Source organism: Streptomyces hokutonensis (assembly GCF_042751305.1).
Taxonomy (GTDB): Bacteria; Actinomycetota; Actinomycetes; order Streptomycetales; family Streptomycetaceae; genus Streptomyces; species Streptomyces hokutonensis_A.
This window is the reverse complement of the sequence record NZ_JBHYWD010000017.1, coordinates 139,660-155,463: the sequence shown is the minus strand read 5'-3', so window position 1 is coordinate 155,463 and position 15,804 is coordinate 139,660. Positions and strand designations below refer to the sequence as shown.

At 69.7% G+C, this 15,804-nt stretch carries 14 protein-coding genes; 8 read left to right on the top strand and 6 right to left on the bottom strand.

The features are described from left to right. Positions 1–44: 44 nt before the first annotated feature. The 3 genes from ACFXC1_RS35880 to ACFXC1_RS35870 form a co-directional block, all read right to left on the bottom strand. The gene (locus ACFXC1_RS35880) at positions 45–911 is read right to left on the bottom strand and encodes a sugar ABC transporter permease (protein WP_381250928.1); all 867 of its coding nucleotides are present in this window, start codon (positions 909–911) and stop codon (positions 45–47) included. Between the two features lie 13 nt (positions 912–924). After that, a complete protein-coding gene (locus ACFXC1_RS35875; RefSeq protein WP_381250926.1) occupies positions 925–1,929 on the bottom strand; it encodes a carbohydrate ABC transporter permease in 1,005 nt (334 codons plus the stop codon). Between the two features lie 108 nt (positions 1,930–2,037). Further along, a complete protein-coding gene (locus ACFXC1_RS35870) occupies positions 2,038–3,312 on the bottom strand; it encodes an extracellular solute-binding protein (RefSeq protein ID WP_381250924.1) in 1,275 nt (424 codons plus the stop codon). Positions 3,313–3,681: 369 nt separating this feature from the next. On the opposite strand from ACFXC1_RS35870, the gene ACFXC1_RS35865 reads away from it, so the two are divergent. Then, positions 3,682–4,716, top strand: a complete 1,035-nt coding sequence (locus ACFXC1_RS35865; RefSeq protein WP_019067315.1) for a LacI family DNA-binding transcriptional regulator — start codon at positions 3,682–3,684, stop codon at positions 4,714–4,716. Between the two features lie 131 nt (positions 4,717–4,847). Beyond that, positions 4,848–5,708 carry a phosphatase PAP2 family protein gene (locus ACFXC1_RS35860; protein WP_381250922.1) on the top strand — a complete coding sequence of 287 codons (861 nt, stop codon included), beginning with the start codon at positions 4,848–4,850 and terminating at the stop codon, positions 5,706–5,708. Positions 5,709–5,852: 144 nt separating this feature from the next. On the opposite strand, the gene ACFXC1_RS35855 is transcribed toward ACFXC1_RS35860, so the two are convergent. Further along, entirely contained in the window at positions 5,853–6,746 is an 894-nt protein-coding gene (locus ACFXC1_RS35855; RefSeq protein WP_381251023.1) for a LysR family transcriptional regulator, read from the bottom strand. A 90-nt stretch (positions 6,747–6,836) separates the two neighbouring features. Here ACFXC1_RS35855 and ACFXC1_RS35850 point away from each other — a divergent pair, with 90 nt between their 5' ends. Beyond that, on the top strand, positions 6,837–7,778 hold the full coding sequence (locus ACFXC1_RS35850) for a DMT family transporter (protein WP_381250920.1): 942 nt from the start codon (positions 6,837–6,839) through the stop codon (positions 7,776–7,778). Here ACFXC1_RS35850 and ACFXC1_RS35845 read toward each other — a convergent pair. Further along, complete coding sequence (locus tag ACFXC1_RS35845; RefSeq protein WP_381250918.1) at positions 7,766–10,765, bottom strand: bifunctional [glutamine synthetase] adenylyltransferase/[glutamine synthetase]-adenylyl-L-tyrosine phosphorylase; 3,000 nt, start codon at positions 10,763–10,765, stop codon at positions 7,766–7,768. The genes ACFXC1_RS35850 and ACFXC1_RS35845 overlap by 13 nt on opposite strands. Positions 10,766–10,970: 205 nt before the next feature. On the opposite strand from ACFXC1_RS35845, the gene ACFXC1_RS35840 reads away from it, so the two are divergent. From ACFXC1_RS35840 to ACFXC1_RS35820, 5 genes are all read left to right on the top strand, one after another. Further along, positions 10,971–11,483: a pyridoxamine 5'-phosphate oxidase family protein gene (locus ACFXC1_RS35840; protein WP_381250916.1), complete on the top strand. Its 513-nt coding sequence runs from the start codon at positions 10,971–10,973 to the stop codon at positions 11,481–11,483. 52 nt (positions 11,484–11,535) lie between these two features. After that, the gene (locus ACFXC1_RS35835; protein WP_381250914.1) at positions 11,536–11,976 is read left to right on the top strand and encodes a VOC family protein; all 441 of its coding nucleotides are present in this window, start codon (positions 11,536–11,538) and stop codon (positions 11,974–11,976) included. A gap of 179 nt (positions 11,977–12,155) precedes the next feature. Next, the gene (locus ACFXC1_RS35830; protein WP_381250912.1) at positions 12,156–13,031 is read left to right on the top strand and encodes an alkaline phosphatase family protein; all 876 of its coding nucleotides are present in this window, start codon (positions 12,156–12,158) and stop codon (positions 13,029–13,031) included. Between the two features lies 1 nt (position 13,032). Continuing rightward, entirely contained in the window at positions 13,033–14,364 is a 1,332-nt protein-coding gene (locus ACFXC1_RS35825; RefSeq protein WP_381250910.1) for an MFS transporter, read from the top strand. Further along, positions 14,361–15,380 (top strand): TolB family protein, encoded by a 1,020-nt coding sequence (locus ACFXC1_RS35820; protein ID WP_381250909.1) that lies wholly within the window; start codon positions 14,361–14,363, stop codon positions 15,378–15,380. The genes ACFXC1_RS35825 and ACFXC1_RS35820 overlap by 4 nt, the downstream gene beginning before the upstream one ends. On the opposite strand, the gene ACFXC1_RS35815 is transcribed toward ACFXC1_RS35820, so the two are convergent. Beyond that, complete coding sequence (locus ACFXC1_RS35815; RefSeq protein ID WP_381250907.1) at positions 15,343–15,672, bottom strand: hypothetical protein; 330 nt, start codon at positions 15,670–15,672, stop codon at positions 15,343–15,345. The two genes, ACFXC1_RS35820 and ACFXC1_RS35815, sit on opposite strands and share 38 nt — an antisense overlap. Between the last annotated feature and the right edge of the window lie 132 nt (positions 15,673–15,804).

The window sequence follows — 15,804 nt, the reverse complement described above, 5'->3', positions numbered from 1 at the left end:
GCAGTTCCCCGCGCCCCTTTGGGGCGCCCCCAGTCACCGGCGTTCTATCCCTTGGTTCCGCCTGCCGTCAGGCCTGTGACCAAGTTCTTCTGCACGAGATAGAAGAACGCGGCCACAGGTATCGCGATCAGCACAGCCGTCGCCGCCATCAGGTTCCGCTGCGCATCGTGCTCGCTGACAAAGGTCTGGAGACCGACCGCGAACGTGTACTTCGTGTCGGACAGCATGAACGTCGAGGCGAAAGCGACCTCGCCGAACGCCGTGAGGAAGCTGTAGAACGCGGCGACCGCCAGACCCGGCTTGGCGAGCGGCAGGATCAGTCGCGCGAACGTGCCGAAGGGGTTCAGCCCGTCGACGCGTCCGGCCTCGTCGATCTCGAACGGGATCGTGTCGAAGTAACCCTTGAGCAGCCAGGCGCAATACGGCACCGCCGTCGAGCAGTAGACGAGGATGAGACCAAGGTAGCTGTCGATGAGCTGCAGATCCGCCAGAATCTGGTACATCGGCACAATAAGTACCGCTATCGGGAACATCTGGGTGACCAGCAGCACCCACATGAACTTCCGGTAGCCGGGGAAGCGCATGCGCGAGACGGCGTAGCCGGTGCTGGCCGCGATGGTCACGCCGATGACCGTGGTGCCGAGCGAGACGATCAGCGAGCTCTTCAACCAGTCGAAGAACTCGGTGTGCTGGAGGACGAACGAGTAGTTGCCGAGCGTCATCTTCTTCCAGATGCCGGCCGGGTGGAGATAGTCGTCCGAGTCCGGGCCCAGCGAGAGGAAGACCAGCCAGGCGATCGGGAAGAGGGCGATCAGGCTCGCGACGATCAGGATGCCGTGCGAGGTGAGAGAGCCGGCGCGGCCCAACTCTCCTCGGCGGCGCGTCCGTTGGGGTGTGGTCGTGGTGCTCATGGGGACTCCTGCCTCAGATCGCGAGCTGCTGGTCGTTGCGGTTCAGCCAGCGGCGGTAGAAGGAGGTGAAGACGATCAGGATGGCCAGCAGCAGGATGCCGTAGGCGGCCGACTGGGCGAAGTCACGCGGCTGTTGGCCGAAGCCGAGGTAGTACGACCAGGTGACGAGGATCGAGGCGTCGGGGGCCGTGTTGCCGAACAGCAGGAAGATGACGGCGAACTGGTTGAAGGTCCAGATGACGCCGAGGAGTACGACGGTGGAGCTGACCGACCTGAGGCCCGGGAGGGTGACGTAGCGGAAGCGCTGCCAGGTGCTGGCGCCGTCCATCTCGGCGGCCTCGTAGAGCGAGGCGTCGATGGACTGCAGTCCGCCGAGCATCGAGACCATCATGAAGGGCACACCGCACCAGGTGTTGACCATGATCGCGGCGGTCCGCTGCCAGAACGTGCTTTCCAGCCAGTTGGGTTGGGGCAGGTGCAGGGTGTGCAGGGCGGTGTTGATGATGCCGCCGTCGGCGAGCATGAAACGCCAGCCGAACACGGTGACGAAGGTGGGGACGGCCCACGGCAGGATCAGGATCAGCCGGTACAGGGTGCGTCCGCGCAGCTTCTGGTTGAGCAGCAGGGCGAGCGCGAGGCCGATCGTGTAGTGCAGGGTGACGCAGACCGCGGTCCAGACGATCGTCCAGATGAAGTGCGACCAGAAGCGGTCGTACGACGTCGGGCCGAACAGGATGTCCTTGTAGTTGTCGAGCCCGATGAACTTGTAGGTGGCGTCGATGTGGTTGACGCCGATCGTGCGCGCGGTGTTGAGGCTGTTGGCGTCGGTGAGCGTCAGGTAGAGGCCGTACACCAGGGGGTAGAGCACGAGGACGCCGAGCACGACGACCACGGGGATGATCATCGCGTACGCGTACCAGTGCTTCTGATAGGCGGACTTGAGACGACTGCCCGGGCCGGGTCGGGGTGCGCGGTCACCGTGGCGCTTGCCGGTCGCGCGGTCGATGGCGACTGTCATGGTTCGTTCGACACCTTCTGGAAGGTCAGGAGTTGGGCCGGTGCGCAGGCCGGGGGCCGCCGGATCCCTCCCCCAGGCTGCTGCTTGGGGATCCGGCGGCCACTCGGGCTACTTGCTGAAGTCCGGGACCAGCTTCTGGATCGCGAGTTCGGCGTTGCTCAGGCCCTTGGTGAGGGACTCCTTGCCGCCGGCGATCTTGGGCAGCTCGGTGTCCAGCGGACCCCACAGCGAGCTGTACTCGGCGAGCGCCGGGCGCGGCTGGGCGGCGCCGAGGACGCTCTGGAAGCCGGCGATGCCCGGGTCGGCCTTGACGGCTGCGGTGTAGGCGTCGTCGCGGGTCGGCAGCGTCGAGTTCTTCAGCGCGATCGTCGACTGGGAGGCGGCGGAGGTCATGAAGTTGAGGAACTTCAGGGACGCCTTCTGGTGCGCGGAGTCCGATCCTGCGTAGACCGAGAGGTTGTGACCGCCGGTCGGGGCGCCGGACTTGCCGGTGGAGCCGGCCGGGATCTGGGCGATGCCGAGGTTGGACTTGTCCTTGAAGGCCGAGCCCTTGTAGAAGTTCGTGATCTCCCAGGGGCCCTGGATGATCGAGGCGACCTGGCCGTTGACGAACGCGTCCTGGATGTGGGCGTAGGCGTCGGCGGTGGTGTCGGCGTCGTGCAGGCCCTGGCCGGTGAAGAGGCTGAGCCAGGTGCCGTAGGCCTTCTGCGCGGCGGCGGAGTTCACGGTGATCTTCTTGGCGGCGGCGTCGACGGTGTCGGTGCCCTCGCCGTAGAGGAAGGTCTGCGCGTAGTAGGCCTGGGTGGAGCCCCAGTAGCCGTACACCTTCTCCTTGGCGTCGATCTCGGAGGCGTCGGCCTTCAACTCGTCCCAGGTGGTGGGCGGTTGGGTGATGCCGGCCTTCTTGAAGATCGCCTTGTTGTAGACGAGGGCGAGGGTGTCGGTGACCAGCGGCACGCCGTACGTCTTGCCGTCGTACTGGGCCTGAGTGATCAGGTTCGGCTTGAACTTGGCCTGGTCGGCGAGGGCTTCGGTGCCGTCGAGCGGCAGGAAGTAGCCCTTCTTCGCGAAGGCGGGGGTCCAGCCGACCTCCGAACGCAGCACGTCCGGGGCGCCCTTGGAGCCGGCGGCGGTGTCGAACTTGTTCTGCGCCTGGTCGAAGGGCACGTTGACGTACTTGACCTTGATGTTCTTGTTGGCGGCCTCGAACTTGGCGACCAGGGCCTTGTACGTGGGTGCCTCATTGGTGGCGTTGGAGGTGTCCCACCAGGTGATGGTGACCGGCCCGTCCGACTTGCCGCTGCCACTGTCACTGCCGCCGCAGGCCGTCGCCGCGAGGGCGAGGGACGCCACCAGAGCGGTGGCCGCTATGCCACGCCGCATGAGTTCTCCTTGAGGGTGAAAGCCCGTGTGCCGCAGGGGGCGGGCCCGTCCGCCGCCCCTGTGACTCGCCGACCGCTCCTTCGCCGCCGCCGGGCGTCGCCGAACGTAACAGCGATGAAAGCGTTGCGAAAGTCCTTGCTGCAAAAAACTGCAAGACGGCTTGAGAGTTACTCGCCCGTGACCTCCTCCCGATCCGGGTGAAACCGAGTATTGATGCGGCTCAGCGGGCGATGAGACACTTGTGCAAGACTCTGCAAGCTCTTGCCGCACTCCGTATACCGACATACCGACCAGAAGCCCACCAGAACACGAGGGATCGCGATGACGCAGCAACCCGCAGCGCGCCGACGGCCGGTACAGTCCACTCCCGTGACCACACGGCTTGCCGACATCGCCGCGCAGGCGGGGGTGAGCGAGGCGACCGTCAGCCGCGTCCTCAACGGCAAGCCGGGCGTCGCCGCCACCACCCGCCAGTCCGTCCTCGCCGCCCTCGACGTGCTCGGCTACGAGCGTCCGGTACGGCTGCGGCAGCGCAGCGAGGGCCTGGTCGGTCTCATAACGCCGGAGCTGGAGAACCCGATATTCCCCGCCCTGGCGCAGGTCATAGGGCAGGCGCTGACCCGGCAGGGCTACACCCCGGTGCTCGCCACCCAGACCCCCGGCGGGTCCACGGAGGACGAGCTGACCGAGATGCTCGTCGACCGCGGGGTCGCGGGCATCATCTTCGTCTCCGGACTGCACGCGGACACCTCCGCGGACATGCAGCGCTACGAGCAACTGCGGGCGCAGGGCGTGCCGTTCGTCCTCGTGGACGGCTTCTCGCCCAAGGTGCAGGCGCCGTTCATCTCGCCGGACGACCGCGCGGCGATGACCCTCGCCGTCACCCACCTCGTCTCCCTCGGCCACACCCGCATCGGTCTGGCGCTGGGCCCCAAGCGCTTCGTACCCGTACAACGCAAGATCGAGGGCTTCGTCCGCACGATGCAGGACCAGCTGGCCCTGACCGCCGAGGACGTGGAGACCCGGCTGGTGCAGCACTCGCTGTACACACTGGAGGGCGGGCAGGCCGCCGCCGCCGCGCTGATCGACCGCGACTGCACGGCGATCGTGTGCGCGAGCGACATGATGGCGCTCGGCGCGATACGGGCGGCCCGGCAGCGGGGTCTTCAGGTGCCCACGGACGTCTCGGTGGTGGGTTTCGACGACTCCCCGCTGATCGCGTTCACCGACCCACCGCTGACCACGATCCGCAAGCCGGTGCCCGCGATGGGACAGGCGGCGGTACGGACGTTGCTGGAGGAGATCGGCGGGACGCCCGCGCCGCACAGCGAGTTCGTGTTCATGCCGGAGCTGGTGGTACGGGGGTCGACGGCTTCGGCGCCCGGGGAACGGAATCGTCCCTAAGGGGGAGAAAAGGCGGCGACTTCCCCTGCGCTGGTAGTAGTACGGGGACTCTTCTCGTCGTAGAACATGCGAGCCGGACCCGACCAGGGGATGATCGGTCGCGGAAGCCTTTTCTGGCAGACTTTGTGTCTATGGGTGAGACCACCGTGACGACATTGGAAGGCCGTGAAGAAGCCGTTCCGAGCCCCGTCGCGGACGCCGCGGGGCAGGGTTTCCTGCGCCGGCTGCGGACTCCGCGCCGGCCCCGGCTGTGGTTCGAGATCCTGCTGATCGCGGTGAGTTACTGGACGTACTCACAGATCCGCAACGCGGTTCCGGAGCAGCGGGGCCAGGCACTGCGCAACGCCGACTGGCTCTGGCGGATGGAGAACCACCTCGGCATCGCCGTCGAGCAGTCGGTCAACCACGCGGTGAACTCGGTGACTTGGCTGATCGTCGGCATGAACTACTACTACGCCACACTGCACTTCGTGGTGACGCTGAGTGTCCTGGTGTGGCTGTACCGCAGTCATCCGGGCCGGTACGCGGCGACCCGTCTGGTCCTCTTCGCGACCACCGCCGTGGCCCTGGTCGGCTACTACTTCTTCCCGCTGGCCCCGCCCCGCCTGATGAACGGCGGCCACTTCGTCGACACCGTCTTGGTCCACCAGACCTGGGGTTCGATGGCCTCCGGCGACCTCAAGCACATGTCGAACCAGTACGCCGCGATGCCGTCCATGCACATCGGCTGGTCCCTGTGGTGCGGCCTGACGATCTTCGCCCTGGCGAAACTCCCCTGGGTCCGCATCCTCGGCCTCCTCTACCCGGCCGCCACCCTCATGGTCATCGTCTCCACCGCCAACCACTTCTGGCTCGACGCGGTCGGCGGCATGCTCTGCCTGGCCTTCGGCTTCGCGGTCTCCCGCGTCTGGTACGGCGCCTTCCCGTACGCCCTGCCGCGCACGGTGGCGGTACGGAGGTCGGACGGGCTCTGGCTGCCGAGCAAGGCCTAGGACTGGCCCAGGACCTGTCCGGCGGATCGGGTCGCAGGAAAACAGTGCCTGATCAGCGCCGGTGAGCGGGGGCTGGTGCGTCCAACTGCAAGGCGGAGGAGGGCGGCGACGCGGTGGGGGCACCTCCCGGCCGAAGGCTGGGTCCTAGTCCGCGGCGGGTCCCCCGGTCGTCGCGGTCGCCGCGTCCCGCAGCGCACGCAGGAACGCCCGCAAGGCCGGCTGTGGGGGTGCGCTATCGCGGACGGCCGCGTGGATGGTCCGTACCGGCTCCGGATGCCGTACGACCCGTACGACCACGTCCGGATGGCGGCTGCCGAGCCCCAGCCGGGGAATCAGGGTCACCCCGAGGCCCGCCGCCACGAAACCCTGAGCCGTCACGTAGTCCTCGCTCTGGACCGCGAACCCCGGCCGGAACCCGGCCGCCGCACACGCGCCGAGCTGGGCGTCGAGGCACGGCCCCGGCCACTCGCTCCCGACCCACGCCTCCTCGGCCAGCTCCCGCAGCTCCACACTCCGCCGCGCGGCCAGCCGGTGCCCCCTGGGCAGCACGGCGAGATACGGATCGTCCAGCAGCTTCACCAGCCGTACGCCGTCGGGAGCACGGGACTCCCCCACGACCAGCGCGACATCCGCCCGCCCCTCCTTCACGTCCGGCAGCGGGTCCTCGGGGTCGGTCAGCTTCAACTCCAGCCGCACTCCCGGGTGTTCGGCACGGAGCCGGGCCACGGCGGGGGCGACCAGGGCGGCACCGGCAGTGGCGAAATAGCGGACCGCGAGCTGTCCGGTGCGCCCCGCCACCAGGTCCGCCAGCGCCGTCTCCGCCTCGGCGACCTGCCGGCCGATCGCGTCCGCGTACCCCGTGAGCAGCAGCCCGGCCGCCGTGGGCCGCACCCCGCGCCCCACCCGCTCCAGCAGCGCGGTCCCGGCCTCCTTCTCCAGCGCCCCGACCTGCTGGCTGACGGCGGACGGCGTGTACCCGAGCCGGGCCGCCGCCGCGGTCACCGACCCGCTGTCCACCACGGCCCGCAGCACCTGCATGCGTCGCACATCAAGCATGTAGCAGAGGTTAACAGTTACTGTAGAACTCTTCGCTTGTGCTGAAATGAGTCCCTGCCGGACCGTGGACGCATGCAGCCCGCCTCCACCCTCCGCATGGCCGCGCTCGCCCTCCTCTGGGGTTCGGGCTTCCTGTGGATCAAACTCGCCCTGGACCACGGCCTCTCCCCCGCCCAGATCACGATCACCCGCTGCGCCCTGGGCACGCTGGTCCTGCTGACCCTGGCCCGCGCGACCGGCCAGCGCCTGCCCCGGGACCGCACGACGTGGGGCCGGCTCGCGGTGGCCGCCCTCTTCTGCAACGCCGTCCCGTTCGCCCTGTTCAGCGTGGGCGAACAGACCGTCGACTCCGGGATCGCGGGCGTCCTGAACGCCACGACTCCCCTGTGGTCCCTGCTGATCGGCATCGCCCTCGGCACCGACCGCGGCCTCGGCCGCACCCGCCTCACCGGCCTCCTGCTCGGCTTCGCGGGTACGGTCCTGATCTTCGCCCCGTGGCAGCGCTCGGGCCTGGCCAGTTGGGGCGCGCTCGCCCTGCTGGCCGCCGCCGCGAGCTACGCCGTGGCCTTCGCCTACATGGCCCGCAAACTCACCACAGGCCAGGCCCCGTTGGCGGTCTCGGCGGCACAACTGATGGCGGCGACGGCTTGGACCACGCTCGCGCTGCCGACCGCCGGCCCCGTGCACCCCGACCTCACGGCCCTGCTGGCGGTAACCGCCCTCGGCGTCCTGGGCACCGGCGTGACCTTCTACCTCAACTACCGCCTGATCGCCGACGAAGGCGCGACGAGCGCGGCAACGGTCGGTTATCTGCTGCCAGTTGTGTCGGTGACGCTGGGGGCGGTGCTGCTGGGCGAGAGGGTGGGGTTGCGAGTGGTGGCGGGCATGGCGGTGGTCCTGGTGAGCGTCGCCCTTACAAGGCGCCGCTCAGTGGAGTCTTCTAGGGGCGCGGTGAACTGCGCGCCCAGTCCCCACGCACCCGCAGCCAAGAAACAACCCACTCAGGCCCCGTAGAACAACACGTCCACCACACCACGCGCCCGACGAGTAGTCCGCCGATAGTCGTCCAGCATGTCCCCCACATGCCCCGGCCCATACCCCAAGTACCGCCCCACAGCAGCCAGTTCACGCGGATCAGAAGGAAACGTGTCCCCCGCCCGCCCCCGGACGAGCATCACCGCGTTACGAACCCGCGTGGCCAGCACCCACGCCTCGTCCAAGGTCTCCGCGTCCTCGGCCGAGATGAGCTCGGCGGCACACGCGGCGGCAAGGGCACCGCGCGTACGGGTGGTCCGCAGCCCCGGCTCGACCCACCCGTGCCGCAACTGCATGAGCTGCACGGTCCATTCGACGTCGGAGAGCCCCCCGCGCCCCAGCTTGGTGTGCAGCGTCGGATCCGCGCCGCGAGGCAACCGCTCGGACTCCATCCGGGCCTTGAGCCGCCGGATCTCCCGTACGGCGTCGTCGCCGAGCCCCTCGGCCGGATACCGCAGCGGATCGATCAGCTCGATGAACCGGCGGCCCAACTCCTCGTCCCCGGCGACGGGTTCGGCCCGCAGCAGCGCCTGAGACTCCCAGACCAGGGACCACCGGCGGTAGTACGCCTCGTAGGAGTTCAACGACCGTACGAGCGGGCCGGACTTGCCCTCGGGACGCAGGTCCGCGTCGATCAGCAGGGGCGGGTCCGAACTGGCGACCTGGAGCAGTCGGCGCATCTCGGAGACGACCTTGTTGGCGGCCTCGGAGGCCTCGCGCTCGGGCACGCCCTCGCGGGGTTCGTGCACGAACAGGACGTCCGCGTCGGAGCCGTAGCCCAGTTCGTGGCCGCCGAAGCGGCCCATGCCGATGACGGCGAAGCGGGTGGGCAGGGTGTCGCCCCAGCTCTCGCGGACGACCGCGCGCAGTGTGCCGGCGAGGGTCGCCGCGGTGAGGTCGGAGACGGCGCTGCCGACCCGGTCGACGAGGGCCCCCTGGTCGGCGGCGGCGGGCTGGGTCTCGGTGCCGTAGGAGCCGACGATGTCGAAGGCGGCCGTACGGAAGAGTTCGCGGCGGCGGACGCCGCGGGCGAAGGTGACGGCCTGGACGGCGTCGTCGGCGCGGCCGACCGCGGCCAGTATCTCCTGGTCCAGGTGGGCGCGTTCGCGGGGTTCGAGGCCGCTGCCGCCGTCACCGTCGCCGAGGAGAGCGACCGCTTCGGGGGCGCGCATCAGGAGGTCGGGGGCGAGGCGGCCGGCCGACAGGACGCGGGCGAGGTTCTCGGCAGCGGCACCCTCGTCCCTCAACAGCCGTAGGTACCAAGGGGTTTTGCCGAGCGCGTCGGAGACCTTGCGGAAGTTGAGGAGGCCCGCGTCCGGGTCGGCGGAGTCCGCGAACCAGCCCAACAGGACGGGCAGCAGGGTGCGTTGGATGGCGGCCTTGCGGGTGACGCCGGAGGCGAGGGCCTCGATGTGGCGCAGGGCCGCCGCCGGGTCGACGTAGCCGAGGGCCACCAGGCGTTCGCGGGCCGCCTCGGCGCTCAACCTGGACTCGCCGGGGGCGAGTTGGGCGACCGCGTCGAGCAGCGGGCGGTAGAAGAGCTTCTCGTGCAGGCGTCGTACGACCGTCGCGTGCCGCTTCCACTCGCGGTTCAGCTCGGCCACCGGGTCGGTGCGCAGGCCCATGGAGCGGCCGAGGCGGCGCTGGTCGGCCTCCTCGACGGGGACCAGGTGGGTGCGGCGCAACCGGTAGAGCTGGATGCGGTGTTCCATGGTGCGCAGGAAGCGGTAGGCGTCGTCGAGCCGGGCGGCGTCCTCGCGGCCGACGTAGCCGCCGGCGGCGAGGGCCTGGAGCGCGACGAGCGTGGTGCCGCTGCGCAGCGAGATGTCGGCGCGGCCGTGCACCAACTGGAGGAGCTGGACGGCGAATTCGACGTCCCGCAGGCCACCCGGGGCGAGCTTGAGTTCGCGGTCGATCTCGGCGGCGGGGATGTTCTCGACGACCCGGCGGCGCATCTTCTGCACGTCGGTGACGAAGTTCTCGCGCTCGGCCGCCTTCCACACGAGGGGTTCGAGGGCGGCGACGTACTCCGCGCCGAGCGCGAGGTCGCCGGCCACCGGGCGGGCCTTCAACAGGGCCTGGAACTCCCAGGTCTTGGCCCAGCGCTGGTAGTAGGCGAGATGGCTCGCGAGGGTGCGGACCAGCGGGCCGTTGCGGCCCTCGGGACGGAGGTTGGCGTCGACGGGCCAGATCGAGCCCTCGACGGTGGTCTCCGAGCAGATCCGCATCATGTGTGCGGCGAGCTTGGTGGCGGCACGCAGCGCCTTGCCCTCATCAGCGCCGTCGGCCGCCTCGCCGACGAAGATGACGTCGACGTCGGAGACGTAGTTCAGCTCGTGACCGCCGCACTTGCCCATCGCGATCACCGCGAGCCGGCACAGCGCGGCGTCGTCGGATGCGGCGGCGCGCGCGATGGCGAGCGCGGCGCGCAGGGTGGCGGTGGCGAGGTCGGCGAGCTCGGCGGCGGTCTGTGCGAGGTCGGTGGTGCCGCACACGTCGCGGGCGGCGATGGACAGCAGGCAGCGGCGGTAGGCGACGCGGAGGGTCACGGGGTCCGTGGCCTCGGCGAGTCCGCGTTCGAACTCCTCCACCCCGGGGTGGAGGTCGCGGGGCTCGTACATGACGAGGGCGTGCCAGTCTCGCGGGTGCCGGGCGAGGTGGTCGCCGAGGGCGGCGGAGGCACCGAGCACACCGAGCAGCCGGTCCCGTAGGGGTTTCGCCGCGATCAGCGTGTCCGTCAGTTCGCGCCGGGCGGTGGGTTCGGGCTGCGCCTCCAGGAGTCGTACGAGACCCTGAAGGGCGAGGTCGGGGTCGGCGGTGGCGCCGAGGGCCTCCAGCAGCACCGGGTCGTTCCTTATCGGCGCCAGCTCCGCGCTCTCCAGGAGCCGCTCGGCGGCCGAGGGATCGGTGAAGCCGTGCCGCAGCAGTCGCGTGAAGGTACTGCTTCTGCGTCCCGGCGCCGTCATCCTCGGCCTCCCTCGGATCAAGGTCGTGTGGATCTGGGTCGTTCGGATCTGAGTCGTTCGGATCTAGGTCGTTCCGATCTAGATCGTGACGTCCCGAGCCTAACCGCAGGTGCGGACGGTGGCCCCGGGGCGTGCGGCGATGAGTTCCGCAGGGGTATGGGGTCTGCCTTACGGGAGCACGCACAACCGACGCTGGGAGAAGCCGATGACCGACAACGCACCGCAGACCCGTCTCGACCCCCGTTACAGCGACCCGGCGGCCACCGCGACCGACTGGGCCACGGCCGAGGCGCGGCTCGCGCAGGCCGAGCAGTTCTGGATCTCGACGGTGCGGCCGGACGGGCGGCCGCATGTGACGCCCCTGCCCGCGGTGTGGGCGGACGGGGCGCTGCACTTCTGCACCGGGCCCGAGGAGCGCAAGGCGCGCAATCTCGCCGACAACCCGCACGTCGTGCTGACAACCGGCACGAGCACCTGGGACAAGGGGTACGACCTGGTCGTCGAGGGTGCGGCGGTGCGGGTCGCGGACGAGGACCGGCTGCGGGAGCTGGCCGCCGCATGGGAGGCGAAGTACGGCAGCTTCTGGCACTTCGAGGTGCGGGACGGGGCCTTCCAGCACGGTGGCGGATACGCGTTCGTCTTCGCTGTGGCGCCCCGCACGGTTTTCGGCTTCGGTAAGGGGGAGCCGTTCAGCCAGACGCGGTGGCGGTTCGAGTGACGCGCCCGACAGACGTGCCTGCCAGAGATGCGCCTGACAAAGGAGTCAAGCCATGGACATGACCCTCGAAGTGATCCTGCTGCCGGTCTCCGACGTGGACCGGGCCAAGGAGTTCTACCAGGACAAGGTCGGTTTCCACGTGGATCTCGACGGCGAGGTGATGGAGGGCGTGCGGATCGTGCAGCTCACGCCGCCGGGATCCGGCTGTTCGATCGCGCTGGTCGACGGCCTGCAGGTGCCGACCGGGACGCCGCAGCCGGGGACGTACCACGGCATGCAGCTGTGCGTGCAGGACGCGAAGGCGGCCTACGACGAGCTGACCGCGCGCGGTCTTGAGGTCAGCGAGCCGGTGCAGTTCGCGCCGCAGGACGGGGCCACCTTCATGTACTTCAAGGACCCGGACGGCAACGGCTGGGCGATCCAGGAGTACCGGAAGCGGGCCACCGAGCCGCTGCATCGGGTGCTGGCCCAACTGGCCGGTCCGCAGCAGTAGTTCACCACCGACATCAATTCACCACTTCTTCATCCATCGGGTTGGGGGTGGTGGGATGCGGGCATTTTGGCGTGTGCATGCTCTGTCCGCACCGTCACCCCCGTCCTTCCCCCCACCCGGAGGTTGAAGTGTCCGGCAGTTCTGGAAGTTCCGGCAGTTCCAGCGGTTCCGTTGGTGCCGTGTACCGCCGCGGTCGCGCCGTCGTGGCGTCCGCGCTCGCCTTCTCGGCAGCCGCCGTCGGCGTCTGGACCGGTTTCGGATCCGCCTCGACCGCGCATGCCGCGACCGTGGTGCCGACCCCGGACCACGTCGTCGTCGTGGTGATGGAGAACCACGCGTACAGCCAGGTCATCGGGTCCTCCAGTGCCCCCTACATCAACTCGCTCGCATCCGGCGGCGCCGCCCTCACCCAGTCGTACGGGATCACCCACCCGAGCCAGCCGAACTACTTCGCGCTGTTCTCCGGCTCCACCCAGGGCATCACCAGCGACAGCTGCTACACGGCGGGCTTCTCCTCGGCCGCGAACCTCGCCTCCGAGGTGACGGCGGCGGGCGGCACCTGGGCCAGCTACAACGAGACGCTGCCCAGCCAGGGTTCGACGACGTGCAGCAGCGGCAACTACGCGCGTAAGCACAACCCGTGGTTCGGTTTCTCCAATGTCGCGACGTCGACGGCGAAGACCTTCACGCAGTTCCCCACGGACTACACGACGCTCCCCGACATCTCCTTCGTGACCCCCAACCTGTGCAGCGACATGCACGACTGCTCGGTGGCGACCGGTGACACCTGGCTGAAGAACAACCTTGGCGCGTACGCCACTTGGGCCAAGACCCACAACAGCCTGCTCGTCGTCACCTTCGACGAGGACAACCTGCTCAGCGGCAACCGCATCCCGACGGTGTTCTACGGCCAGCCGGTGACCGCGGGCGCCACGTCCTCGACCACGTACAACCACTACAACCTGCTGCGGACCCTGGAGGACTCCCAGGGCCTGAGCACCCACGCGGGCAACGCGGCCTCGGCCGCGGACATCACCGGCATCTGGGCGTCCTGAGATGTACGTGGCGGACAGCCGCGCCCGTGCCGGCAGCACCACCGCGGGTACTACGGGTACTACGGCGCGGGTGTCCGCCGTGGTCGCCCCCACGGTCTTCGCGCTCGGCGCGGTCAGCCTGATCACCGACGTGTCGTCCGAGATGGTGACCGCGGTCCTGCCTCTGTACCTGGTGACGGGCCTCGGCCTGTCACCGCTGGGCTTCGGTCTCCTGGACGGCATCTACAACGGCTTCTCGGCACTCGTCCGGCTGGCCGGCGGCCACCTCGCGGACCGGGGCGGCGGCCGGCACAAGTGGGTGGCGGGCGTGGGCTATGCCATCTCGGCGGCCTGCAAGCCGCTCCTCCTCCTGGCCCACACCCTCACCCCCATCGGCCTGATCCTGGCCGCCGACCGCACTGGCAAGGGCCTGCGCACGGCACCGCGCGACGCGCTGATCTCCCTCTCCTCCACCCCGGAGAACCGGGGTCGTGCCTTCGGCGTACACCGCGCGATGGACACGGCGGGCGCGCTGCTCGGCCCGCTGGTGGCGTTCCTGATCCTGCGGGCGACGGTCGACGGGTACGACGCGGTGTTCACGGTGAGTTTCTGCGTGGCCGTGGTGGGGGTGCTGGTGCTGGTGCTGTTCGTGCCCGGCGGGAGAGGGCCGAGTGGGCCGGAGCAAGGCAGGCGGGATTCGGGGGTCGGCCCACGGGAGCGGACCGCCGTAGGCCGGCCCCCGCGCCCCACCCTCCGCGCCGCCTTCGCTCTCCTCGGCCGCCGCGATCTGCGCCGTATCACCGTCTGCGCACTGCTCCTGGGCCTGGCGACGGTCAGCGACTCCTTCGTGTACCTGCTGCTGCAACGCCGCCTCGGCGTCCCCGACCGCTGGTTCGCCCTGCTCCCCCTGGGCACGGCGGCGGCCTTCCTGCTGCTCGCCGTACCACTGGGTCGGCTGGCGGACCGAGTCGGCCGCTGGCGGATATTCCTGGCCGGCCACGGCGCCCTCCTGACGGCGTACGCCCTGCTGCTGACCTCCTGGCACGGCACGGCCCTCCCCTACGCCGTCCTCCTCCTGCACGGCGGTTTCTACGCAGCGACCGACGGCGTACTGATGGCGGCGGCCTCGGACAGCGTGCCGGAAGAGCTGCGCTCGTCGGGCCTGGCGCTGGTGCAGACGGGCCAGGCGGCGGCGCGGTTCGTGTGCTCCCTGGGCTTCGGCGCGGCATGGACGCTGTGGGGCGACCGTACGGCGCTCATGTTGTCGGCGGCGGCACTGGCGGTCTGCGCGGCGTTCGCGCTGACGCTCCGCCCGGGCCGTACGGTCGGCCAAGTTCTGGAGCCTGCCTCATGACCCTGCGCAACCGCATCCTGGTCCTCACCACGGCGATCGTCCTGCTGGCGGGGATCGCCGTCGCCTCGGTACTCCACGCGTCGGCGCGCGCCGGGCAGCGGGACCAGGTCCAGCCCGACGGCCCCCAGGTCACCGCGGGCCGCCTCACCCTCACGTCTCCCGGCACCATGATCTTCCGCAACATGGCCTGGGGCCCCCACCGAGACGAACTCACGACGGTCCCGGCCTCCACCCCCTCCGCCCCACGCACCGCCTCCGGCCTCAAGTGCCTCCGCTTCTACGCCAGTTCGGGCACCGGAGTCTGCCTCCAGGCGGTCCACGGCACGGTCACGGACACCTACCGCGCCCTGATCCTCGACGCCCACCTCAAGGAAAGGGCCCACTACGACGTCCCCGGCATTCCCTCCCGGGCCCGCGTCTCCCCCTCGGGCCACTTCGCGGCCTGGACGGCGTTCGTCGGCGGCGACTCGTACGCGGGTACGAACTTCTCCACGCGAGCGGCGATCGTAGACACGAGGTCGGGCCGACTGATCCCGTCCCTGGAGTCGTTCCGCATCCTCAAGAACGGCCACACCTACCACGCGGCCGACGCCAACTTCTGGGGCGTGACCTTCGCGGCGGACGACCGCACGTTCTACGCGACGCTGGCGACGAAGGGCAGCACGTATCTGGTGCGGGGTGACCTGAAGGCGCGCACGGTCACCACGATCCACACGAATGTCGAGTGCCCGTCCCTCTCCCCCGACGGCACCCGCATCGCCTTCAAGAAACGGGTGAAGGGCCTCCCGAAGGACGCACCCTGGCACCTGTACGTCCTGGACCTGCACACAATGCGCGAAACCCCGCTGGCGGAGTCACGGAGCGTGGACGACCAGGCGGTGTGGCGGGACGACCACACGATCGTCTACGCACTGCCCGGGGACTACGGGGCGGACCTGTACGAGGTGCTGGCGGACGGATCGGGGAAGGCCCGGCTGATCAGCACGGCGGCGGTTTCTCCGGCGTATGTGAGGTAGGACCCAGTTCCTCGTCCAGCACACGCGGCCAGTCCGCGTGCCCCAGCCCGCCCGCCATGAGCAGGTCACGCCAGTCCGTCCGAGCGAGCCGTACCGCCGAACGAAACCGTTCGACGTCTCCGGCGGCGATCACCACAGCCGCGGTCAGCAGCCGCTCACGGCTCTGGAGCGAACCTTCGAGCTCGAGCGCGAGCGCCCGCAACGCCCCGACGATCCCACGCGCGACGTCGGCGTCCGCAAAGTCCCGCCGGATCCGGCGGTGCAGCCGGGCGCTGATCACGTCCTCGTCCATGCAACACCCTGATGAAGCGCGGCAGGGGGGGGGGGGGGCGCCCCCCCCCCCCCCCACACCACCGCGACCGGCGGCGCAACCCCACCCCATAGGAGTAACCAAGACACGCGAGCGACGCCGGGGTGTGTGTAC

Coding starts and splice junctions, on each gene's coding strand:
- ACFXC1_RS35880 (WP_381250928.1), bottom strand. CDS start 911: ATGAGCACCACGACCACACCCCAACGGACGCGCCGCCGAGGAGAGTTG.
- ACFXC1_RS35840 (WP_381250916.1), top strand. CDS start 10,971: ATGACCGACAACGCACCGCAGACCCGTCTCGACCCCCGTTACAGCGAC.
- ACFXC1_RS35820 (WP_381250909.1), top strand. CDS start 14,361: ATGACCCTGCGCAACCGCATCCTGGTCCTCACCACGGCGATCGTCCTG.
- ACFXC1_RS35815 (WP_381250907.1), bottom strand. CDS start 15,672: ATGGACGAGGACGTGATCAGCGCCCGGCTGCACCGCCGGATCCGGCGG.
- ACFXC1_RS35860 (WP_381250922.1), top strand. CDS start 4,848: ATGGGTGAGACCACCGTGACGACATTGGAAGGCCGTGAAGAAGCCGTT.
- ACFXC1_RS35825 (WP_381250910.1), top strand. CDS start 13,033: ATGTACGTGGCGGACAGCCGCGCCCGTGCCGGCAGCACCACCGCGGGT.
- ACFXC1_RS35855 (WP_381251023.1), bottom strand. CDS start 6,746: ATGCAGGTGCTGCGGGCCGTGGTGGACAGCGGGTCGGTGACCGCGGCG.
- ACFXC1_RS35835 (WP_381250914.1), top strand. CDS start 11,536: ATGGACATGACCCTCGAAGTGATCCTGCTGCCGGTCTCCGACGTGGAC.
- ACFXC1_RS35850 (WP_381250920.1), top strand. CDS start 6,837: ATGCAGCCCGCCTCCACCCTCCGCATGGCCGCGCTCGCCCTCCTCTGG.
- ACFXC1_RS35845 (WP_381250918.1), bottom strand. CDS start 10,765: ATGACGGCGCCGGGACGCAGAAGCAGTACCTTCACGCGACTGCTGCGG.
- ACFXC1_RS35870 (WP_381250924.1), bottom strand. CDS start 3,312: ATGCGGCGTGGCATAGCGGCCACCGCTCTGGTGGCGTCCCTCGCCCTC.
- ACFXC1_RS35875 (WP_381250926.1), bottom strand. CDS start 1,929: ATGACAGTCGCCATCGACCGCGCGACCGGCAAGCGCCACGGTGACCGC.